The organism is Myxococcus xanthus, assembly GCF_006402735.1.
In the GTDB taxonomy this organism is placed as follows: Bacteria; Myxococcota; Myxococcia; order Myxococcales; family Myxococcaceae; genus Myxococcus; species Myxococcus xanthus_A.
In genome coordinates this window covers 6,486,659-6,507,893 of sequence record NZ_CP017174.1, presented here as the reverse complement: position 1 = coordinate 6,507,893, position 21,235 = coordinate 6,486,659, and the positions used below count along the sequence as shown (strand labels likewise).

Annotated in this window: 23 protein-coding genes; 15 read left to right on the top strand and 8 right to left on the bottom strand. The window is 69.9% G+C overall.

The features are described 5' to 3' along the window. Positions 1-8: 8 nt before the first annotated feature. Complete coding sequence (locus BHS09_RS39545) at positions 9-749, bottom strand: hypothetical protein (RefSeq protein ID WP_237077441.1); 741 nt, start codon at positions 747-749, stop codon at positions 9-11. A gap of 52 nt (positions 750-801) precedes the next feature. Then, the gene (locus BHS09_RS26460) at positions 802-984 is read right to left on the bottom strand and encodes a hypothetical protein (protein WP_090491820.1); all 183 of its coding nucleotides are present in this window, start codon (positions 982-984) and stop codon (positions 802-804) included. A gap of 96 nt (positions 985-1,080) precedes the next feature. On the opposite strand from BHS09_RS26460, the gene BHS09_RS26455 reads away from it, so the two are divergent. Then, positions 1,081-1,755 (top strand): SOS response-associated peptidase, encoded by a 675-nt coding sequence (locus BHS09_RS26455; protein WP_140794289.1) that lies wholly within the window; start codon positions 1,081-1,083, stop codon positions 1,753-1,755. Between the two features lie 10 nt (positions 1,756-1,765). Here the strand turns inward: BHS09_RS26455 and BHS09_RS26450 are convergent, their stop codons facing one another. From BHS09_RS26450 to BHS09_RS26435, 5 genes are all read right to left on the bottom strand, one after another. Then, on the bottom strand, positions 1,766-2,155 hold the full coding sequence (locus BHS09_RS26450; protein WP_140799453.1) for a DoxX family protein: 390 nt from the start codon (positions 2,153-2,155) through the stop codon (positions 1,766-1,768). 84 nt (positions 2,156-2,239) lie between these two features. Continuing rightward, positions 2,240-2,575: a winged helix-turn-helix domain-containing protein gene (locus BHS09_RS26445; protein ID WP_140799452.1), complete on the bottom strand. Its 336-nt coding sequence runs from the start codon at positions 2,573-2,575 to the stop codon at positions 2,240-2,242. Next, complete coding sequence (locus BHS09_RS39540) at positions 2,572-2,934, bottom strand: hypothetical protein (RefSeq protein ID WP_237079838.1); 363 nt, start codon at positions 2,932-2,934, stop codon at positions 2,572-2,574. The genes BHS09_RS26445 and BHS09_RS39540 overlap by 4 nt, the downstream gene beginning before the upstream one ends. 19 nt (positions 2,935-2,953) lie before the next feature. After that, a complete protein-coding gene (locus BHS09_RS39535; RefSeq protein WP_237079837.1) occupies positions 2,954-3,106 on the bottom strand; it encodes a hypothetical protein in 153 nt (50 codons plus the stop codon). A 196-nt stretch (positions 3,107-3,302) separates the two neighbouring features. After that, a complete protein-coding gene (locus BHS09_RS26435; protein ID WP_140794287.1) occupies positions 3,303-4,817 on the bottom strand; it encodes an Hsp70 family protein in 1,515 nt (504 codons plus the stop codon). A gap of 260 nt (positions 4,818-5,077) precedes the next feature. On the opposite strand from BHS09_RS26435, the gene BHS09_RS26430 reads away from it, so the two are divergent. The 3 genes from BHS09_RS26430 to BHS09_RS26420 all read left to right on the top strand — a co-directional run bounded on the left by BHS09_RS26430 (position 5,078) and on the right by BHS09_RS26420 (position 7,059). After that, on the top strand, positions 5,078-5,812 hold the full coding sequence (locus BHS09_RS26430; protein ID WP_237077440.1) for an AzlC family ABC transporter permease: 735 nt from the start codon (positions 5,078-5,080) through the stop codon (positions 5,810-5,812). Next, positions 5,809-6,117: an AzlD domain-containing protein gene (locus tag BHS09_RS26425; RefSeq protein ID WP_140794285.1), complete on the top strand. Its 309-nt coding sequence runs from the start codon at positions 5,809-5,811 to the stop codon at positions 6,115-6,117. Before BHS09_RS26430 ends, BHS09_RS26425 begins: the two co-directional genes overlap by 4 nt. 99 nt (positions 6,118-6,216) lie before the next feature. Continuing rightward, complete coding sequence (locus BHS09_RS26420; RefSeq protein WP_140799451.1) at positions 6,217-7,059, top strand: pesticin C-terminus-like muramidase; 843 nt, start codon at positions 6,217-6,219, stop codon at positions 7,057-7,059. Between the two features lie 316 nt (positions 7,060-7,375). Here BHS09_RS26420 and BHS09_RS26415 read toward each other — a convergent pair whose 3' ends face one another. Further along, positions 7,376-8,872, bottom strand: a complete 1,497-nt coding sequence (locus BHS09_RS26415) for a sigma-54-dependent transcriptional regulator (protein ID WP_140799450.1) — start codon at positions 8,870-8,872, stop codon at positions 7,376-7,378. Between the two features lie 218 nt (positions 8,873-9,090). On the opposite strand from BHS09_RS26415, the gene BHS09_RS26410 reads away from it, so the two are divergent. The 11 genes from BHS09_RS26410 to BHS09_RS26365 all read left to right on the top strand — a co-directional run bounded on the left by BHS09_RS26410 (position 9,091) and on the right by BHS09_RS26365 (position 21,177). Next, the gene (locus tag BHS09_RS26410) at positions 9,091-9,840 is read left to right on the top strand and encodes an OmpA family protein (RefSeq protein ID WP_140794282.1); all 750 of its coding nucleotides are present in this window, start codon (positions 9,091-9,093) and stop codon (positions 9,838-9,840) included. Positions 9,841-9,862: 22 nt separating this feature from the next. After that, positions 9,863-10,297 (top strand): chemotaxis protein CheW, encoded by a 435-nt coding sequence (locus BHS09_RS26405; protein ID WP_174258901.1) that lies wholly within the window; start codon positions 9,863-9,865, stop codon positions 10,295-10,297. A 3-nt stretch (positions 10,298-10,300) separates the two neighbouring features. Further along, on the top strand, positions 10,301-10,672 hold the full coding sequence (locus BHS09_RS26400) for a protein CrdC (RefSeq protein ID WP_140794280.1): 372 nt from the start codon (positions 10,301-10,303) through the stop codon (positions 10,670-10,672). Continuing rightward, on the top strand, positions 10,669-12,456 hold the full coding sequence (locus BHS09_RS26395; RefSeq protein WP_140794279.1) for a methyl-accepting chemotaxis protein: 1,788 nt from the start codon (positions 10,669-10,671) through the stop codon (positions 12,454-12,456). The genes BHS09_RS26400 and BHS09_RS26395 overlap by 4 nt, the downstream gene beginning before the upstream one ends. Then, the gene (locus BHS09_RS26390; protein WP_140794278.1) at positions 12,453-14,270 is read left to right on the top strand and encodes a methyl-accepting chemotaxis protein; all 1,818 of its coding nucleotides are present in this window, start codon (positions 12,453-12,455) and stop codon (positions 14,268-14,270) included. The genes BHS09_RS26395 and BHS09_RS26390 overlap by 4 nt, the downstream gene beginning before the upstream one ends. Next, positions 14,267-16,663, top strand: a complete 2,397-nt coding sequence (locus tag BHS09_RS26385) for a hybrid sensor histidine kinase/response regulator (protein WP_140799448.1) — start codon at positions 14,267-14,269, stop codon at positions 16,661-16,663. The genes BHS09_RS26390 and BHS09_RS26385 overlap by 4 nt, the downstream gene beginning before the upstream one ends. A gap of 54 nt (positions 16,664-16,717) precedes the next feature. Further along, the gene (gene cheB, locus BHS09_RS26380; RefSeq protein WP_140794276.1) at positions 16,718-17,776 is read left to right on the top strand and encodes a chemotaxis-specific protein-glutamate methyltransferase CheB; all 1,059 of its coding nucleotides are present in this window, start codon (positions 16,718-16,720) and stop codon (positions 17,774-17,776) included. A 6-nt stretch (positions 17,777-17,782) separates the two neighbouring features. Further along, positions 17,783-19,105 carry a CheR family methyltransferase gene (locus tag BHS09_RS26375; RefSeq protein WP_140799447.1) on the top strand — a complete coding sequence of 441 codons (1,323 nt, stop codon included), beginning with the start codon at positions 17,783-17,785 and terminating at the stop codon, positions 19,103-19,105. An 87-nt stretch (positions 19,106-19,192) separates the two neighbouring features. Then, positions 19,193-20,035, top strand: a complete 843-nt coding sequence (locus tag BHS09_RS26370; protein WP_140794274.1) for a tetratricopeptide repeat protein — start codon at positions 19,193-19,195, stop codon at positions 20,033-20,035. After that, positions 20,032-20,166, top strand: a complete 135-nt coding sequence (locus BHS09_RS39950) for a hypothetical protein (RefSeq protein WP_002634075.1) — start codon at positions 20,032-20,034, stop codon at positions 20,164-20,166. The genes BHS09_RS26370 and BHS09_RS39950 overlap by 4 nt, the downstream gene beginning before the upstream one ends. Before the next feature lie 72 nt (positions 20,167-20,238). After that, on the top strand, positions 20,239-21,177 hold the full coding sequence (locus BHS09_RS26365; protein ID WP_140799446.1) for a metallophosphoesterase family protein: 939 nt from the start codon (positions 20,239-20,241) through the stop codon (positions 21,175-21,177). The last annotated feature ends 58 nt before the right edge of the window (positions 21,178-21,235 follow it).

The window sequence follows — 21,235 nt, the reverse complement described above, 5'->3', positions numbered from 1 at the left end:
GGCGTGCCTCAGTCCCCGGCGACGGCAATCTGCCAGTCGCCTTCGGGGGTGATGCCCACGCGCAGGCCGAGGTAGCTGCCCTGGTCCTTCATCCCTGCGATTTCCTCATCCGGGTAGATGCCCTTGAGCGCGCCCCAATCCTTGTCGGACGTCGCGCCGGTGACGTGGACGGCCGGCCAGAAGTAGAGATTGTCCTGCTTCGCGTAGGGCAGCTTCAGGACCTTGACGATGCGGGCCAACTCCGGGTTGCCTAGCTTCTCCGCGGCGCGCCAGTACTCTCCCGCGTCGGTGCCGTCGCCGAAGGTGAACCGAACGGCCTTGCCGTTCTCGTCCGCCAGGGTGTTGAGCGCCGTGTAGTCACAGGCCACCGCTGCGGCGATGATGCGCTGACGCATCGACTCCACGGGCGCTGGCAACGCCGGAGAGGCTGGTGCCACGCGCGGAGACAAGCTCGCCGCTGAGCAGGTGCCCTTCTCCGCGGCCGGCGCTCCCGTGTACTCGCCGACGCCCGAATCGGCGTTGGCCGCTTCGGCCGTTGCCGAGTCTGGCACCACGGCATCAGGGCTGCCCGCGCCCTGGGACTCCGTGCTCGGAGCGGGGGAGGGCGTCTGTCCCTTGCCCGGTGCGGCAGGGGCGACAGGCGCGGCGGCGACACCGGAGTCGACTCCGGCGGCAGGGCTCGGGGTTCGCTCGGTGCAGGCGACGAGCGAGGCGGCAACACAGAGAGAAAGCAGAGAAGTCCGGTTCATGGCCCGCCCGTTGTAGTCCAGCGGACAGGCGGCAGGCTCCGGATTCCGCTGCTCAACCGCCGCCTTTTGGTGACTCGATGACGACGGCGAAGGGGTCGAAGGGCTTGTCATCCTTCTTCTTCGCGCTCGGCATGCCGAACTCGCCGGTGGGGTGCTCAGGCCGGACCGACGTGTACGGGTCGATCTTCACCGGAACGCCAAACACCTTTGGGTTCTTCTTGGGGCCGTCGCTCATGCCGCTCATGCTACCGCAGCGGCCACCCGCCTGTTTGGCTGCACCGGCAAGGCGTCTTCTTGGGCATTCGGCCAGCCAGGGCGATACTTCCTGCCCATGTGTGGCCGTGTCACCGTTCGAACCTCTCCTGAGCAGATTGTCACCGGGCTGGGCCTCGCGGGCATCCGTACCGCCGTGGAACGGCCGCGCTTCAATCTCTGTCCCACGCAGTTGATGCCCGTGGTGACTAATGATGGCGCGCGGATGCTGGATGCCTTCCGATGGGGGCTCGTCCCGTCGTGGGCGAAGGACCCCGCCATTGGCAACAAGCTCATCAACGCCCGAGGCGAAACGGTGGCGGAGAAGCCCAGCTTCCGCTCCGCGCTCAAGCGGCGCCGGTGCCTCGTCGTGGTGGATGGCTGGTACGAGTGGAAGCAGTCCACGAAGCCGAAAACGCCGTACCACTTCCACCGCAAGGACGGGCAGCTCCTGACGCTCGCGGGGCTGTGGGAGGAGTGGACCGCGCCTGACACGGGCGAGGTGCTCAACACCTGCACCATCATCACCACCGGGCCCAACGCGCTGATGGCGCCCATCCACGACCGGATGCCCGTCATCCTCGAACCGGAGGCCCAGGAGGTGTGGCTGCGTCCGGAGCCGCAGGATTCCTCGGTGCTGCTCCCGCTGCTGGTGCCCTTCGCCGAGGAGTCACTGGACGCCTACGAGGTGTCGCGCGTGGTGAACTCCCCCGCGAACGACACCCCGGCATGCGTGGAGCGCGTGGCCGCCTGAGCCGCGCGCCTCAGCCGCGACGGCGGACCTTCGCGTCGAGGCTCCACGGCCCCGCGCCGATGAGCGCGGTTCCGGCCATGACGGCGAGGTAGAGCAGCGCCATTTCCATGCGGCCGAAGGGGTCCGCGCGGTGCCGATAGAGCGCCACCACCATGGTGAAGCCCGCCATCGCCGCCGCCGGGCGCGTGAAGAGGCCCACGGCCACCAGCAGCCCGCCCACGAGCTCCGCCAGCGTGGCGCACCAGGCGAAGAAGGTCGGGAACGGGAAGCCGAGCTGCGCCACGCCCGCCGCGAATCTACTCATGTCGCCAGTGAGCTTGGGCAGGCCGTGCCCCAGCGCTAGCGAGAGACCGAACACCACGCGGATCAGCGTCAAACCCACCGCGGACTTACCCACCATGCTGTGTACCTCCCAGGTTGCCCGCGCATCCTCGCACGGCGGCGTGCGTCACGCGGTGGCGATGATGGGCGGGCCCCTGGTGGCCTACCCGCTGCCCTCTTCGGGGACCCAGCGCTGGGCGCGGTTGCGCAGCTTTTCGAGCTGCTCCCAATGGCGCTCGATGGCCTCACGCCCCGTGTCAGTGATGCGCAGCAGGGTGTGCGGCGTCTTGCCCTTGAACTGTTTCTCCACGGTGACGAGGCCGGCCTCCTCCAGCTTGGACAGGTGGCTGGACAGGTTGCCCTTGGAGAGGCCCGTGAGGCCTTGAAGGTAGAGGAAGTCCGCGCTGTCACAGGCGGCCAGGGCCGTGAGGAGCGACAGCCGGGCGGGCTCGTGGATGAGCCGATCCAACGTGGCCAACTGTTCGAAGGGGGCGTTCATCCCGTGGCCTCCAGCTCCGCCGCATCGGTGGGCGCTGGGCCCAACGTCCGGACAAGCAGGCGGTGGTCCATGAGCGTCAGCACGATGAGCGCCACACCCCATGCGGCATGGAAGGTCACCATGTCACACCGCACCGTGGCCGCGACGAGGAACACGGCACCCGCGATGGGCGGGTAATGTGGAACGAAGCGGCCAATGGCCGCCCAGTACGCCACCAGTGTTCCCGCACTGAGCGCGAGTGCCCCACTCATGGGCACCCCGGGACTCGCGCCGCGGACTCCCAGCGCCCCCAGCTCGAAGCCCAACGCCAGCCCCGCCAGTGCGAAGAGCAACACCAGCCGAAGCCGGGTCCGTTTCATGGCCGGGCTCGGCCGCACCTCACCGAACCGGCGTTGGTTGGTAGTAGCCGCCCACCAGGGGATAGAGCACCAGCGTGGCCACCGTTCCCACCCCCAGCGCGATGGCGCCCACTGCTGCGGGTGTGCCTCCATAGGGAGGCAGCAAGGCCAGCCACAGGGCGAAGCCAGACATCAAGACGCCAAAGGGAAGGAACCGCAGTCCCTGGAGTCAGTCGTAGTACCGCGTCACGAATTGGATGCGCCGGAGCCGATCGTCCATGGCCATGCCTCGTTCAGGGTAGACAGGTTTGAGGCGCAGACCGGTGCTGCCAGGAGTCGAGCCCCCGGCGGTCGGGGAACCCAAGGGAACTCCTGGCGAATGCCTCGACTCAAGCGGAGCGCTTGGGCGCGCGCATGTCGCTGATGACCAGAGGATGCCGGGCGCCCTGAGGCGAGACGAGTGCGGCGCTGAGGATGAAGTCCTGGCCCATGCGGAGCTCCAGCGTGGTGGGGCCCTTGTGGGTGGTGCGCCAGTCCAGCTCGACGCGGACGGTGCCCAGCAGCTCGCGGTCCACGGTGGTGGTGTCCAGCGCCTCGAACAGGGCGATGGAGAGCGGGCCGGGAATCATCGGCAGCTCCAGCGTCACGGACTTCGTCGCGGGCACGGGGGTGTTTGCGGGGATGACCTCGTGCTGCGCGCCGCCAGGGACCATGATGCTGATGGGCATGGGCACCACGTCCGCCAGGCCGGTGATGCCGCGCGCCAGGTTCCGGCCGAGGATGGCCGCGCCCACCGCGACGCCGAGCTCCGGGTTGACCTCCTTGTCGGAGGACAGGCGCTTGAAGTGGGAGAAGCGTTGGCGGATGGCGGGCATGCGCGTCTGGCCGCCGACGAGGACCAGTTCGTCAACCTGGTCGGGCTTCAGCTTCGCGCGCTCCAGCACGTCGTCGCAGGCGGACGCGGTTCGCTCGATGAGCTGGAAGACCATCTCCTCCAGGCGCTTGCGGGTGAGCGTGTAGTCGAAGTCGATGAAGCCGCCGTCCTTCTGCGCGATGCACGGCACGCGGAGCACCGTGGCATCGCGCTGGCTCAGCGACATCTTCGCGGACTCGGCGGCGAAGACGAGCCGCTGCATCACCACCTTGTTCCCGCGCAGGTCGATGCCGTGCTTCTGCTGGAAGTCGTCCACCAGCATCTCCACGATGCGCTCATCGAAGTTGGCGCCGCCCAGGAAGGCGTCACCGCCGGTGGCCAGCACCTTCACCACCTTGTTCTGTACCGCGAGCAGGGTGGCGTCGAAGGTGCCGCCGCCCAGGTCGAACACCATCACCGTCTGTTCGGGGTTGCGCAGGTTGGCGTAGTAGAGCGCGGCGGCGGTGGGCTCGTTGACGATGGCGCGGACCTGGAGCCCGGCCTGCTCCGCGGCGTGGCGGACCGCCGCGCGCTGGCGGCTGCTGGCGTGCGCGGGCACGGTGAGCACGCACTCGCGGAAGGGCGTGCCGGCGGCGTGGTTCGCCAACGTGAGAATCTGCTTGATGATGAGGTGCGCCACGTCGGTCAGCGACGTCTGCTTCCCGTACATCGTCACGGCCGTGTAGCCGTCCTCGGCCTCCACGAGCCCGAAGGCGTACTTGTCCTTGTGCTGGGTGACGTACTCGGACTGGAAGCGGCGGCCCAGGAAGCGCTTGGCGCCGAAGACGGTGTGGCGAGGGTCGTCGATGATCTGCCGGCGCGCCGCGTGGCCGACGATGGCCTTGTCCGCCGCGTGGAACCAGACGACGGAAGGCAGCGTGACGCTCTTGTCCGTCACCGGAACGACGCGAAGCTTGCCGGCCTTGTCGAAGAAGGCCGCGGCGGTGTTGGTGGTCCCGAAGTCGATGCCGAGGATGGAGCCCGTACTCATCACCGCTGACTCTCCCACGTCCCGTGGGCACGTTCAGCCCCTGAAAGCGCCCCCGAGTACAGCGTGGGTGGGTCACTTGAATCCCGGTTGCTCATCGCTTCACTCCGCGGCGGCGGTGGGCGGCGACGGGCAGTAGAAATGTGCCGCTGGGTGGGCGCGGCGCGCACGCGGGGGCTCGCCGGCTCGAATGCCGGAGCCGCGAGGTCCGTGCCGATGTTCGTCGTTGACCGGACGGTGTCGCCGTTCCATGGATGCGCGCCATGGGGCATGTGGATCGAAGTCTGGTTCGGGATGTCGCGGCGATTGCCGCCGCCTCTGGCGTCATCGGGGCTTCGTTCGGCGCCATCGCGGTGGCGTCGGGATTGTCGGTGTGGGTCGCGTCGGCCATGTCCCTGCTCGTTTTCGCGGGCGGCTCGCAGTTCATGGCCGTGGGGGTGGTGGCGGGCGGTGGCAGCCCCGTGGCCGCGGTCATCGCGGGGCTGCTGCTCAACGCGAGGCACCTGCCGTTCGGCCTGGCGATTTCGGACGTGCTGGGAAAGCGCTGGCCCGTGCGGCTGATGGGCACGCACCTGATGGTGGACGAGTCCGTAGCGTTCGCCCTCGCGCAGCCCACGCCGGAGCGCCGGAAGGCGGCGTACTGGCTGTGCGGTGGGGCGCTGTTCATCGCCTGGAACGTGGGCGTCATCATCGGCGCCCTGGCGGGAGCGGCGCTGGGCAACCCGGAGGCGATGGGACTCGATGCCGCGTTTCCCGCCGGATTGCTGGCGCTGCTGCTGCCGGCTCTGACGGCTCCATCCAAACCTCCGCACGTCGAGCCCGGTGCCGCGGAGGATGGGGCTGAGACAGCACGCGCCCACGAAGCCCGCGCGGCGGCTGCCCGGGCGCGCTGGGTGGCGGGGGGCGCGGCGCTCATCGCGCTCGCCACCACGCCGTTCCTCCCCACGGGGGTGCCCGTGCTGCTCTCGCTGCTGGCGCTCGGGCTGGTGCTGCGATGACGCTGCTCCCCATCCTGATTCTGGCGGCGGGCACCTATGCCTTCCGGCTCGCGGGCCCGCTGCTGAGCCAGCGCCTGCAGGTGTCCGCGCGGGTCCAGGGCCTGCTGTCCCTCTCCGCCATTGCGTTGCTCACCGCGCTGGTGGCCACGGCCACGCTGACGTCGAATGGGGGCTTCTCGGGTTGGGCACGTCCGGCGGGGGTGCTCGCTGGCGCCGTGCTGGCGTGGCGGAAGTTGCCCTTCGTCGTGGTGGTGGTGGGCGCGGCGGGTGTTACAGCTTTGTTGCGAATGTCAGGTGTGGATTGAATTCTGGCTAAATCACGCACTGCGGCTTGATGGAGGGTGATGTGGGTGGCAGGCTTCACACTGTTAGTCGAATTTTCCCGGACTCAGTGAGGACTTGCCATGACTGGAATCGATCGCTCTTCGTCGTCGAGAAGCTCGCAGCGGGAATCGCGGGTGTCGGGAGGGGACTCCGCCCGCGGCCTCCGGAATGAGACGAACCGGCGTGAGGACGCGCGGCAGCCCGAGAAGAACCAGGCCAAGGGCTATTCGGTGAAGGACGGCTGGGATTCGCGCCCGGCCCACGCGGCGAAGCAGCTGCAACCGGCGGCCGAGGCCCAGGGCGTGCAGGCGGAGGGCGGAGTTGCCGCCGCGACGGAGCCAGACGTCGACTGGGACTTCATCGCCGAGCAGGAGGGCCGGGCGGTACAGGATGGCTATGTCCCGGACGCCACGGGGAGCAAGAGCGGTGTCACGGTGGGCACGGGCGTGGACCTGGGCGCCCGGGACATGAACGACCTGGACCGGCTCGGGCTGTCGGACGCGCTGAAGACGAAGCTGGAGCCCTACCTGGGCAAGCAGGGCCAGGACGCCGCGGACTTCCTTGCTGAGAACCCGCTGAACCTGACGGCGGAAGAGGTCAAGGAGCTGGACCGGGCCGTGAAGGGCGAGGCGCTGGACAACGTGGTCAATGAGTACAACACCGAGGTTGAGCGCCTGAACGCCGCGGACGGTGGAAGCCGGCCGAAGTTCGCGGAGCTGCCGCGGGAGATGCAGACGGTGATTGCCTCCGTGGGCTTCCAGTACGGCTCGCTGAAGACGGCCACGCCCAACTTCTTCGCGCAGGTGACGGAGCAGCGGTGGGACGACGCGAAGGCCAACCTGGAGGACTTCGGTGACCGCTATCCGTCGCGCCGTGGCCGCGAGGCGGATCTGCTGGGCGAGGGCATCGCGACCCTGAGCTGAGCCCGCTGCGTTGGAGAAGGCCCGGCGCGCGGCGGAGACGCCGAGGCTCGGGCCTTCTTTGCGTCCGAAGGGGCGCTGCTTCGACTGTGGGGCGTTACTTCACTTCAATGTACGCCAGGGGCGTGCCGGTGTTGGTGTTGCCGAGCGCAGGCTCGCAGCCCATGGTTCCCAGACCCAGGACAGCCCAGCTGCCACGTCGTCTTCCAGGACATACACCCTCCCTGACCCATGGCCAGTCCTGGGTGAGGCGCAATCCTCACCCGGATGTCTGGGGATAAGGGGGAGTCAGTGGCCTGGGATAATAATTGTCAGATAGTCAGGATTCGCTCTGGCCGCGGCGCAAGCCCAGTGCCTTCATCTTCTTGTAAAAATGACCACGCTCCAGGTCGAGCAACCGCGCGGCTTCCGTCACGTTGTCATGTGTATGGGCAAGCACGTACTGGATGATTTCTCGCTCCGCGTCCTCTACCTGCTCGCGGAACGTCCGGTCCGCGCGAGGACGGAACCCCACGGGCGCGGGAGGCTCGGTCGTCACCGGGGTGGCGATGGCGGGCGCGGGCGCGCTGGACGCCAGGGCCACGGCTGTCTCGGGAGAAGGAGGGGGCAGGGGGCTCGCGGGTGTCTCCACCGGTGAGGGCGGCGGCACGTTCCGGCCCCGGGGCAACAGCTCCAGCGCATCCGTCCGGGTGACGACGGGGCCCTCACACAGAATGGCCAGCCGCTCCACCAGGTTGCGCAGCTCGCGCACGTTGCCGGGATAGTCGTAGGCGCTCATCACCGCCAGCGCGTCGGGAGACAGCGTCAGCGGCCGGCGTCCATTCTTGGCGCAGGCCTCGTCGAGGAACGTCTTGATGAGGTCCGGCAAGTCTTCGCGACGCTCGCGCAGCGGAGGTGAATGAATCTGCACCACGTTGATGCGGTAGTAGAGGTCCTCGCGGAAGCGCCCGGCGGCAATCTCCGCCTCCAGGTTCTTGTTCGTCGCCGCGACGACGCGCACGTCCACCTTGTGTGTCTCCGCGCCGCCCACGCGCTCCAGTTCGCCTTCCTGCAACACGCGCAGCAGCTTGGCCTGCATCGCCGGCGGCATGTCGCCAATCTCGTCCAGGAAGAGCGTGCCCTCGTGGGCCAGCTCGAACTTGCCCCGCCGCACGCTCACCGCGCCGGTGAAGGCGCCCTTCTCGTGGCCGAACAGCTCGCTTTCGATGAGCTCGTGCGGCACCGCGGCGCAGTTGAGCTTCACGAAGGGCTGCCCCTTGCGCTTCGAATGCTGGTGCAGCGCCCGCGCGATGAGCTCCTTGCCCGTGCCGTTCTCACCCGTAATCAGCACCCGGCCCTCGGACGGCGCCGTGCGCTGGATGAGCGAGAAGATGCGCTGCATGGCCGGTCCGCCGCCGACCATGTCGTATCGGCCCAGCTGTGCCCGCAGCTCCTGGAGCTCCGCCATGGCGGCCTGGTGCTTGAGCACGTTGCGCAGCGCCACCAGCAGTCGTTCCCGGGCGATTGGCTTTTCCAGGAAATCCCTGGCTCCCAGCTGGGTCGCCTTCACCGCGGTGTCGATGGTGCCGTGCCCGGACATCATGATGACGGGCAGCTCCGGCTTCAGCTCGGTCAGCTTCGCCAGGGCTGTGAGGCCGTCCATGTCCGGCATCTTCACGTCCATCAGCACCGCGTCCACGGGACGGGCGCTGACGACATCCAGGGCTACTTGCCCGCTGTTGGCCAGGTGCGTCTGATACCCCGCCAGTTGGAGCGACTGGCTCAGGGTGAGGAGGATGTTCTTCTCGTCATCGACGATGAGGACAGAGGCGGGCATGACGGGCTTTCCCCGAGGCGCGCCACGGGGCGCGCCACACGCGGGTCAATCGTGACAATCTCACGGAAAATATTTGGAGATTCAAGGGTTTCGGCGGCCGGGGAGGTGTCTAGAGAGGGACAAATGTTTTGACTCACCCCCGCCAGTGAGACTACACGCCACCGACTACACCCCGCGGGCGCGGGCGCGTTTTCGACTACAGAATTCTGGAGGAAATAATGCGTCAGATTTCCCTTTTGGCGGGGCTCTCCCTCGCCGTCGCCATCATGGGCGGCTGCACCCCTTCCTATCCGAAGTGCAACGAGGACGAGCACTGCGCGGAGAAGGGCGAAGTTTGCGTCCAGGGCCAGTGCCAGGAGTGCGCCACCGACGCCAACTGCCAGGAGGGTTTCACCTGCCAGGCGAACAAGTGCGCCCCCAAGCCGCCTGAGTGCACCACGGACAGCGCCTGTGGCAGCGGCCGCATCTGCGAGGCCGGCAAGTGCGCCGAGGCCCAGTGCCAGCAGGACACCCAGTGCCCCGGCGGCGGCAAGTGCGAGTCCGGCCGTTGCCAGGTTCCCGAGAACACCTGCGCGTCCAGCTCTGACTGCGGCGAGGGCCAGGAGTGCCAGGCCGGCCAGTGCGTGACGGCCTCCGCGGACCGCTGCGACTGGAGCCCCGTGCCGTTCGGCTTCAATGAGTCTGGCCTGTCCGCGGACGCGCAGCAGCGTCTGTCCGACCTGGCCCAGTGCCTGAAGAGCGCTCCGGGCCGCGTCACCCTGGCGGGCCACGCCGACGAGCGCGGCACCGAGGAGTACAACCTCCAGCTCTCCAACCGCCGCGCGGCGTCCGTCAAGCGCTACCTGACGGACCTGGGCGTGCCGGCCAGCCGGCTGGGCACGGTGGGTTATGGTGAGACCCGCCCGGTGAACTCCGCTTCGTCCGAAGACGCGTGGTCCGAGAACCGCCGCGTCGAGTTCCAGCGCTAGTCTGAGGTAGGCTGCGCGTGTGATGGCCGTCCAAGAGCCGGAAGCGCGTCAGTCCTATCTCGTCTTCGCCTGTGGCAGTAGCTGGTATGCGGTACCCGCGGAGAGCGCGGCGGAGGTCGTGACCTTCCCCGAGCTCACGCGGGTGCCCGGCGCTCCAGCCCACCTGCTGGGCGTGTTCGCACACCGGGGAGAAGTCATCCCCGTCGTGGACATGGGCCTGCTGGTGGGCGGCGTCAGTCAGGGTTCCCGAAGGGCGGTGCTGGTGCGCCTGTCGCGTGGGACCCTGGCCCTCACGGCCAGTACGGTGGCCGGCGTCTCCCCGGTGACGGGCACGCTGGAGCCCCTGGGCCCCACGGGCGTCCACGTCCACCTGCGCGGCCCCGCCAAGAGCGGCCCCCGGGACGTGGCCGTCATCGACCCGGAAGGGCTCTTCGACCACCTCAGTCAGGGGACCTGAGTCATGGAGCCGCCGGGCCACGTCCGGGGAATGCTCCTGTGCCATGCCGGTCCCCACCGGCTCGCCTTCCATGCGCACGAGGTGGCCTCCATCGCGTCGCCCTCCGGGCACGCGGCGGCCTCCGCGCGCCGGGCCTTCCATGAGACGGAGGGTTCCGCCCGCGTGCTGGTGTCCGCCTCGGGCGGGGCAGTGGGCGTGGACGCGCTGGAAATCGACGCGGAGCCGCACCGGGTGCTGCCCGCGCCGCCGGTGACGGTGCGCGCGTCGGGGGGCAGCCTCCAGGGCTTCGTGATGGCGCGAGGAGAGCTGTGGCCCCTCGTGGGCCTGGCGGACTTCGAGCGCTTCCTGCGCGGGCATCCAGGGGAGGGCGCATGACGGTGCCCGGAGGCATGAGGGGCCTGGCGCGGTGGACCGCGCGTCCCGCGTTGTTTGGCAGTTCCATGGGCACGGTGCTGGTGCTGCTGCACTGCCAGCTCACCGACACGGTGCCCGAGGGCACCTGGGGGCCCTTCCTGCTGCTGGTGGGCGTGGCGCTGTCGCTGGCGCTCTGGTTCACCGGCGTCCATGGACGGCGCGCGCTGCGGGTGCTGTACGGGCTGGGCGAAGGCCGGCTGCCATCCACGCACGAGGCCCTGCTCAAGGCGCTGCTGGAAGCGCGCTCCTTCCCGGAGCGGAGCTTCGCCTTCGTCCTTCAGTGCTGGCTGTTGGCCTCGCTGGGCGTGGCGCTCATCTTCGTCCCGCTGGTGGGTGGGACGTGGATGCTGGGGATGCGGCTCGCGCTGATGGGCCTGTTCCTGGGGCCGCTGAGCGCGCTGTTCGTCTACCTGATGGTGGCTCGCCGCGCCCGTAAGGCGGTGGAGTTGGTGGCGGCCCAGGGCCTGTCCCCGCTGGAAGTGGTGGCCACGGCGCCGCCGCGCCGCCTGCACATCCGCCGGCGGATGGTGCTCTTCACCGCCATCGCCGTGCTCAGCCCGTCCTTCTTCATCCTCGACGCGTCGGTGACGCGGGCGATGGACGCGGTGGAGGCGATGGTGGGCGCGCCAGCCCACGTACAGCGCGACGTGGCGGGGCGGGCCAGTGAGACGAGCGGGCTCGCGGTGGCCGGATTGGTCGCGGTGCTGGTGATGATGACGGCCTATGTGGGCGGCGCCGTCATCGCCGAGCCGCTGCGCTCCATCACCGAGGACGCCACGCGCATCGCCCAGGGCGATTTCCGCCCGCCGCGCATCATCGCCGCGGAGGACGAGGTGTGGGCCACCTCCGCCGCCTTCGCGCAGATGCAGACGCAGCTGGGGCAGGCGCTGGCGCAGCTGCGGCGCGCGGGCCTCCAGATTTCCACCACCACCGAGCAACTGGTGGCCACGTCCGGTGAGCAGGAGTCCGGCGCGGATGAGCAGTCCGCGTCGCTCAACGTGACGAGCGCCACCACGGAGGAGCTGGCACGCTCGGCGCAGCAGATTGCCGGCAACGCGGAGTCGGTGTCCGCCATCGCCGAGACGACCTTCGCCGCCGCGCAGACGGGACAGCGAGGCGCCGCCGCCTTCCTGGGCGCGATGCAGCGCATGAAGGAGGACAACCAGGCCATCGCGGACGCGGTGGTTCGGCTCAACAAGCGCGTGCAGCAGATTGGCAAGGTGGTGGAGTTCATCAACGAGATTGCCGACAAGTCCGACCTGCTGGCGCTCAACGCCGAGTTGGAAGGCACCAAGGCGGGCGAGGTGGGCCGGGGCTTCTCATTGGTGGCCGCGGAGATGCGGCGCCTGGCGGAGAACGTCATTCGTTCCACGAAGGCGATTGAGCAGCTCATCGCGGAGATTCGCGATGCGACGCACGCCGCGGTCATGGCCACCGAGGCGGGGCTGAAGACGACGGACGCGGGCACGGTGCTGGCCGCGCAGGTGGACGAAAGCCTGAGCCTCATCCTGGAACTGGCCCGGCAGACGTCCCACGCGGTGCGCAGCATCTCCCTGGCCACGCAGCAGCAGCAGACGGGAACGGACCAGCTGGCGGCCGCCATGGGCGACATCCTTCGCGTCACCGAGCAGAACTTCGCGGCCACCAAGCAGATGGCGGCGGCCAACGCCGACCTGTCCACCCTGGCGCGTGATTTGAAAGACGCGGTGGAGCGCTTCCACGTCGGGCCGGGAGGTGACGCGTGAGCGCGCAGAAGGGCCCCAGGCGGGCCTCGTTCAGCCGGCACCTCATGGCGCCCGTCCCGCTGGCCAACCTGGTGGGCGCGGCGCTCAGCCTGCGCTTCGCCTCGCTCACCTTCGCCGAGCCGCTGGCGGACCGGATGGGCGTGATGGGCATCCTGGGCGGCGCGCTCTGCGCGACGGCGCTGGTATCGGGGGCCGCTGTGTCCCTGGGCCGGCAGCGCACCCTGCGCGGGCTGGAGCGTGGGGATGTGCCCACCACGCCGCAGACGCTGGCGTCGGCGGTGGCGGAGGTGACGCGCGCGCCGGACGAGGCCTTCCTGGGCTCGCTGGGACTGTGGCTGGTCACCACGTTGGCGCTGGGCGTGTGCATGTGGCTGGGCGTGGGCGTGGAGTTGGCGGTGGCCGCTCGCATCGCCGCGCTGGGCCTGCTCTTCGGGCCGCTGACCGCGCTGCTCGTGTACTGCCTCGTCGTGCTTCGTTCGCGCAAGGTGGTGCTGTGGCTGGCGGAGCTGGGCATGACGCACGCGCAGCTCATCGAGGCCATGCCCCGGCGCGCGGAGCTGCGTGCGCGGCTGGCGGCCTTCGCCTTCGTGGCGGTGGTGACGCCCGCGGTGCTGTCCGCGCAGCTCGCGTCGGCGCTGAGCAACCACATCTTCACCCGGCTCATGGCGGAGCGGGACGTCAGCCGTCAGCTGATGCTGGCGCAGGAGCTTCGAGTCGAGGCGCTGACGCAGGGCGGAGGGCTGGTGCTGCTCGTCTTCGCGCTGGCGCTGACGGCCGCCTACCTGGGCGGCACCATGCTGGGGCGGCCCCTCCGGGAGCTGTCGCGCGAGGCGAAGCGCATCGCCGAGGGGGACCTGGCCAGCCCGCGCGTGGTGCCCGCGGAGGACGAGGTCTGGGACGTCTCCGCGGCGTTCACCACCATGCGCGTGCATCTGGCGGACGTGATGTCGCAGTTGCAGCGCGCGGGCGCGCAGATTTCGGCGACCACGGAGGAGATTCTCACCACGTCGGGACGCTACGAAGCGGGCGCGACGGAGCAGGCCAGCTCGCTGGACGAGACGAGCGCCACCACGGAGGAGCTGGCACGTTCGGCGCGGCAGATCGCCGAGAACGCGGGCTCGGTGGCGGAGATTGCCCAGCGCACGCTGGGCGCGGCGCAGCAGGGGCAGGGGAGCGCGGAGGCCTTCCTGGGCTCCATGGCGCGCATGCGCCAGGACAACGGCGCCATCTCCTCCGCCGTGGTGCGGCTCAACAAGCGCGTGCAGCAGATTGGCAAGATCGTCGAGTTCATCAACGGCGTCGCCGACAAGTCGGAGTTGCTGGCGCTCAACGCCGAACTGGAGGGCACCAAGGCCAGTGAGGTGGGCCGGGGTTTCTCCCTGGTGGCGGCTGAGATGCGGCGCCTGGCGGAGAACGTGCTGGAGTCCACGAAGGAGATTGAAGGCCTCATCGAGGAGGTGCGCGAGGCCTCCGCCGCGGCCGTGTCCGCCACCGAGGGCGGCGTGCGCGCGGTGGAGACGGGCACCACGCTGGCGCAGCAGGTGTCCGAGTCGCTGCGGCAGATTGTCGACCTGGCCGGGCAGACGTCCTACGCGGTGCGCAGCATCTCCCTGGCCACGCAGCAGCAGCAGCAGGGCACCGACCAACTCGCCGACACGATGGCGGACATCCTCCGCATCACCCAGCAGAGCCTCAACGCCACCAAGCAGGTGACCACCGCGAACACGGACCTGCTCGTGCTCGCCAGGGACCTGCAGGGCGTGGTGGAGCGCTTCCAGATTGGCCAGGAGCCGCTGGGGGAGGAGGGCGGGTGACCCCGAGCGAGCGCCTGCTCAGGCAGTTCCGGGACCTGGTGACGGTGCGCCTGGAGCGCATCACCCGGTCCTTGATGGAGCTGGAGTCCGGCGCCAGCGCGGAGGCGGGGCGGGGCGTGCTGCGAGAGCTGCACGGCTTGAAGGGTGAAGCCCGGATGATGGGCTTCGATGACGTCAACGTGCTGGTGCACGAGATGGAGGAGTTGGTCCGCTGCACCGAGCCCCTTCGCTACGCGCTCTCACCCGCGTCCACGGATGCGTTGCTGACCACGGCGGACGCCGTGCTCGTGTTCTCCGGGACGCAGGCCGCTGATGAGCCGCCGCCCGCGGTGGAGCGGCTCGTCGCGTGGTTGCAGGAGTGCGTCCGCTCCGAGTCGGTGCGGCTGCCGCCCGGAAGTCTCGCGCCCGCAGAAGGAGCCACCCCGAGTCCGGAGGCTGTCGGCAGGGCGGGGGCCCAAGGTGGCCCACCCGCCACCGTGCGGGCGAGCCCAGGGGCTTCTCCGGGGCGGCTGTTGACGGTCCCCGTCGCTGAGGGAAGCCGGCCTCACGTGCCTTCAGCCGGACGGAGCGCGATGCCGAGCCTCGTCTCTCCGCCGGCCTCCGGTACCGCGGCGTCCTCTGGCGTAGGAGCCCGGGCGACCTCCTCGGCTCCGACGGTGCAGGGGTCCAACGGCATCTCGGCGCCCCGGCAGCCCGAGCCTCGTCCGGACACCGCGGTGCGCATCGGCGTGGAGAGCCTGGACCTGCTCACCAGTGCCGTCACCAACCTCACGCAGGTGGCGCGTCGCCGGGAGTTGGCCAACGCCCGGCGCCTGGCCCTGGCCCGCGAGCTGAGCCAGCTTGCCCGCGAGGCGGAAGACCTGGGGCCCGCGGGCGCCGCGTTGGCGGCACGGTTGGGCTCGGCCAAGGAGATGGCCGCGGTGCTCCACCGCGAGTCGAAGCTGCTCTCCAACGCGGAGCTGCGCGACCTGGGCATGCTGGTGGAGGAGGTGCAGACGCTGCGCATGCTGCCGCTCTCCGTCCTCTTCGAGCCCTACCCCCGCATGGTGCGCGACCTGTCCCGCGTGCTGGGCAAGGAGGTGGAGCTGGTCGTCGACGGGGAGGACACTCGCGCCGACCGCGCCGTCGTGGAGGCGCTTCGCGAGCCGTTGATGCACCTGGTCCGCAACGCCCTGGACCACGGACTGGAGACGCGGGTGGACCGCGTCACTGCGGACAAGAAGCCGCGTGGCTGTCTCACGCTGCGTGCAGCTCGAGAGGGCAGCCGCATCATCCTCCGTGTCGAGGACGACGGAATGGGCGTGGACCCCGTCCAACTCCGCAAGGTGGCCGTGCGCCGGGGGCTGTTCGATGAGAGCGCCGCCAACGCCCTGTCGGACGCCGCGGCCCGCGAGCTCATCTTCCTGCCGGGCTTCACCTCGCGGGACGTCGTCACCGACCTGTCGGGCCGGGGCGTGGGGTTGGACGCGGTCCGCACCTCCATCCAGGCCCTGGGCGGCGACGTCGGGGTGGAGTCGGCACCGGGCTGGGGCACCATCTTCGAGCTGCGCGTCCCCGTCTCCCTCACCGTGGCCCCGCTGCTCTTCATCCAGGTGGGGACGGAGACGCTGGCCCTGAGCGCCACCCATGTCTCGCGGGCCCTGAAGGTGGACTCGGCGGACCAATGCGAGGTGGCCGGCCGCCCGTCGCTCCTGGTGGAAGGCCGGGTGCTGCCGCTGGCCCCGCTGTCGTCACTGTTGGGGCTGGGGCCTCCGCGGCCCGCCCGCGAGGGTGAGCTGGCCCTGGTGGTGAAGAGCCAGAGCGGCGCGGCGGCGCTGGTGGTGGACCGCGTCCTGGAGGAGCGGGTTCAGGCCATCCTCCCCTTGAAGGGCATCCTGGGCCGCTTCGGCCACCTCACGGGGGCCACGTCCCTGGCGGATGGGCGCCTGGCCATGGTGCTCTCGGCGGCCTTCCTCACCGCCAGTGCCCATCATGGAAATGCCTTGCCACGTCCGCCCCCGTCGGTAGCGCCCGGCCCCGAGGCCCGGCGGCGCCGCATCCTGGTGGTGGACGACTCGCCCCTCACCCGGGAGCTCATCGCCAACCTGCTGGAGGCGGTGGGGTACGACACCGTCATCGCCTCGGACGGCGCCGAGGCCCTGGAGGTCCTGGATTCTCATCCCGTGGACCTGGCCGTCACGGACCTGGAGATGCCGGGGGTGGACGGCCTGGAGCTGGCCCGGCGCCTGAAGGGGCACCCCGTCCATTCGAGGCTCCCGGTGGTCATCCTCACCACCCGTGGGGGGGAGGAGGACCGGCGGCGGGGGCTGGCGGCAGGGGTGGACGGCTACATCACCAAGGGCGACCTGGTGCGCCAGGACCTGGTGGATGTGGTGCGGCGACTGCTGGGCTGACAGACCCTTGCATTGGCTATACTCCCGGGCTCGCGCACGGGGTATGGACAGGGCATGGGCAAGAAAGTGTCGGTGCTGGTGGTCGATGACTCCCTCATCTGCCGACAGCTCATCTGCGAGGCGCTGAGCAAGGACCCCGATATCGAAGTCGTGGGCACCTGCGCGGACGGCAAGCAGGCCGTGGAGATGACCAAGGAGCTGCGTCCCCACGTCATCACCATGGACGTGGACATGCCCGTCATGGACGGGCTCACGGCCACCGAGCACATCATGGCCGAGTGCCCCACGCCCATCCTGGTGCTCACGGCGGACCCGCGCTCCCAGGCGCCGGAGCTGACGTACCGCGCGCTGGAGCTGGGCGCGCTCGCCCTGCAAATCAAGCCCGCAATCGACGCCGGGCCGGACGCGTGGAACCTGGTTCGCGAAATCCGGCTGCTGTCCTCGGTGCGCGTCATCCGCCACCTGCGCCGGCCCCAGCGCGGCCCGCTGCTGCCGCCTCGGGTGGCCACGTCGGTGCTGCCGGCGGTGTCCATGGGCGTCGTGGTGGTGGCGGCGAGCACGGGCGGGCCCCAGGTGCTCTTCAAGATGCTGTCGGAGCTGCCCGCGGACTTCCCGGCGCCCATCGTCATCGTCCAGCACATCAACGCCGCCTTCGCGGAGTCCCTCGCGGGGTGGCTGGCCGGGGCCAGCAAGTTGAAGGTGCGGCTGGCGCAGGACGGAGAGCCGCTGATGCCGGGGCACGTCCTCATCGCTCCGCCGGGGCAGCACACCGTCATCCCCTTCCGGGGACGCGTGGGGATCAAGCTGGGCGTGGAGCGGGATGGGCACATGCCGTCCGGCACGGTGCTGCTGGAGAGCGCCGCTCGCACCTATGGACGGCGCGCGGTGGGCCTGGTGCTGACGGGCATGGGCGCGGACGGCGCGGATGGCCTGCTGGCCATCAAGCAGGCAGGCGGACTGGCGGTGGCGCAGAACGAGGAGTCCTGCGTGGTGTTCGGCATGCCGGGCGCGGCGGTGGAGCGCAAGGCGGTGGACCACCTCATCCACGGTGACGAAGTCGCGGCGACGTTGGTGCGACTGGCGCGGGGAGAGTCCCTCGCGGTGGGGCGCTGAGCCCGGGTGACTGACGGCGCGCCATGGTCTGGAGTGCGCGCCTTCCTGTCGGCGCGGACGGGGATGGCCCTGAGTGGCCCTCAGGTCCGCCGGCTGGATGAGCGCCTGGCGGCGCGCAGCCAGGGCCTCACGCCGCACCAGTACCTGATGTTCCTCCAGTCCCCGTCGGGCGTGACGGACCTGGAGGACCTCATCGCCGCGGTGGTGGTGAACAAGACGGACCTCTTCCGCGACGAGGTGCAGCTCGCCGCGTTCCGAGCGCAGGTCCTCACCCCTCTGGTGACGCGGAATCGGCGGCCCCTGCGCGTCTGGAGCGCGGGCTGCGCCACGGGCGAGGAGGTGGCCACGCTGCTCGTCCTGCTCGCGGAGGCGGGGGCCGACCCGGACAGCACGGTGTTGGGGACGGACATCGCCGGGGACACGCTGCGCCGTGCGCGGTGGCTGGCCTACGGCCGGGAGCAACTGCGCCGCGTCCCACCGGAGCTGCGCTCGCGGTACTTCGTCCGGTCCGGCGCGAAAGAAGCCCTGACGCCCGCGCTGCGGGAGCGCGCGAGCTTCCAGTGCCACAACCTGATGGAGTCGCCGTATCCGGTGGCGCCCGGCGGAGGCGGCTTCGACGTCATCTTCTGCCGCAACGTCCTCATCTACTTCACCGAGGAGGCCTTCCATCGCACCGTAGAGGCGCTCGCGGGGAGCCTGTCGCCCGGTGGCGTGTTGGTGCTGTCCGCGTCCGAGCCGCTGCTTCGCGTCCCACCGGCGCTCCGTGTGCAGCGCGGAGAGCAGGCCTTCTTCTACGTCCGGCTGGAGGAAGGGGAGTCCGAGGCTCGGGCTGTCCAGCACCCTTGGAACGGCGCTGCGTCTCCTTCAAGGAAGCGTGGCACGACCGTGCCCCCAGGCCGAGCCCCTGAGCGCGCCCGGCCCGAGGCCCACCATGGGCTTTCTGTCCCGGCTCACCTGGATGCAGGGGGCGCCCGGGGAGCCGTGGCCACCACACCCGAGTCCGGCCCGGAGGCCTTCGCGGAGGCGGACCTCCTCTTCGCCTGCGTGTTGGATGGCGCCGCCTCGGGTGTCTCCGACGCCGTGGCGGAGCGCGACCTGCGTCGCTGCCTGACGCTGGACCCGGACCACGCGGCCGCCCGTTACCTGCTCGGGCTGCTCCTGGAGCAGTGCCGGCGCACCGCCGAGGCGGCCTCCGAGTACCGCCGGGCCTTCCAGGCCCTGGAGTCGGGCCGCTCGCGCCCCGTGGCCTTCTTCCTCAACCCCGACCGCCTCCGGGTGGCCTGCGCGCATGCTGCCGAGCGGCTGGAGTTTTCCATCCAGAAGCGGTGACCGGCCAGCCGGGCAGGCTCCCCCGGAGCCCGACATGGGCGAGAGAAGACCGGACGGGCAGGGCGTTTGCGCCTAAGATGGCGCCCGATGCGAAGCTTGGCGCTGATATCCCTGCTGGCCCTCCCTGGTTGCTTCTATCCCGCTGACCGCGGCCGCGCCCTCGAGGCGAAGGTCGACCGGCTCGGCACCGACTCCGCCCAGATTCAGACGGAGCTGAAGGAGACGCGCGAGCAGCTCGCCGCCACGCTCCCTAAAATCGACGAGAAGGTCGCGGAGGTCACCAAGGCCCTCAAGGGTCTGGACACCGCGGCACGCCGCAAGGACGCGGACATCGGCGTGCAGTTCCAGAAGACGGTCGAGGACCTCGCCCAGCTTCGTGGCCAGGTGGAGACGTACCTCCACAAAATCACCGAGCTGGAGACGGCGCTGGCCGCGCAGGACCAGAAGCTGATCGCCATGCAGGGCGAGGCGGCGCTGAAGGAGGCCGAGGCGAAGAAGAAGGCCGAGGAGCTCAAGCGCCCCACGGACAAGAAGGAGTTCCTGGCGCTCGCCAAGGAGAAGGCCAAGGCCGGCGACGTGCTGCTGGCGCGCCAGCTCTACAACGAGTTCATGAAGAAGTGGCCCAAGGACCCGCTGGTGGGGGACGCCCACTTCGGCCTCGGTGAGACGTACTTCTCCGAATCCAAGTGCCGCGAGGCCCTCTTCGAGTACGGCAAGGTGCTGCAGGACTTCCCGAAGGCGGAGTCCGCGCCGGAGTCGTACCTGCGCTCGTCGGACTGCTTCGCGCAGCTGAAGATGAAGGAGGAGTCGCGGCTGGCGCTGGAGGAGCTCATCAAGAGCTACCCGAAGTCCGCCGAGGCGAAGACGGCCAAGGAGCGCATCGCCGAGATGGACAAGAAGGCGGCGCCCGCCAAGAAGGCCAAGAAGTGAGCCCGCGTCCGGTGAAGCTGGCCGCGCTGGCGCTGCTGCTCCTGCTGCCCCTGGTGGCGGGCGCGGCGCCCAAGCAGCTTGTCCTCCTCTTCACCGGAGACAATGGGGGCGAAGTCGCCCCCTGTGGTTGAAGGCACAATCCATCTGGCGGTCTGGCCAGACGAAAAGTCGCGATTGAGAAGGAGCGCAAGCAGGGCGCGCCAGTGCTCGTGCTGGACGCCGGCAATGCGCTCTTCAAGAGCCGGGACAGCGCGCAGGCGCCGGATGCCCGGGCGCGCGCGGAGCTCGTGCTGTCGCAGATGGACGCGCAGGGCACCGCGGCCATGGCCGTGGGCGCGCGCGACCTCGGGTTCGGCGTGGGCTTCCTCCGGAAGCAGACGCGGCAGGCGAAGCTGAAGCTCCTGTCGGCGAACCTCGTGGACGCGCAGGGCAAGCTGCTGTTCCTCGCGTCGCTGGTGACGACGGTGGGCGGCGTGAAGGTGGGCGTGGTGGGCGTCTCTCCCGCCATGACCAGGCCCACGCCGGTGGGGCTGGCCGTTCCGGGCCAGGCCCAGGAACAGGTGCAGGGTCTGCCGGTGCAGCCCGCCGTGGCCGCCGAGGCGAAGCGCCTGCGTGAGAAGTCGAAGGTGGAGCTGGTGGTCGTGCTCGCGGCGGTGCCCCACGACGAGGCGCTGCGGCTTGCCGACCAGGTGGAGGGCGTGGACTTCGTGGTGCAGTCCCACGAGGGCCGAGGGCAGGGCATCGCCCAGCGGCAGGCCCAGGCCACGGTGATTCCTTCCGGGGCCCGGGGCCGCGAGCTGGCGAAGCTGGTGCTCCAGTTGGAGGGGACGGGCCGCTTCGCCGACGCCTCCGTGCAGGAGCGCACGCGGCAGCAGCTGCGCCTGCTCGAAGGCAACCTCACCCGTGCGAAGGCGCGGCTCGCGGGGACCCAGGACCCGGCGGAAAAACAGCCCCTGGAGGCGACGATTGCCCGCTTGGAAGCCTCGCGTGCGGCCTACCAGAAGGAGCTGTCCGGCGGCGCAACGGACGCCGGGCGCACGCATCTGTTGTCGTACATCCAGCTTGGCAGTGACGTTCCGGCGGATCCGGTCGTCCAGAAATGGGTGGAACGCGTCGAGCCTCCTGGCTCGGCGGCCCATTGAGCCGTGCTGGCCTTGTGAAGCGGTCCAAGCGCCATTATAAGCGCCGACCATCCCTCAG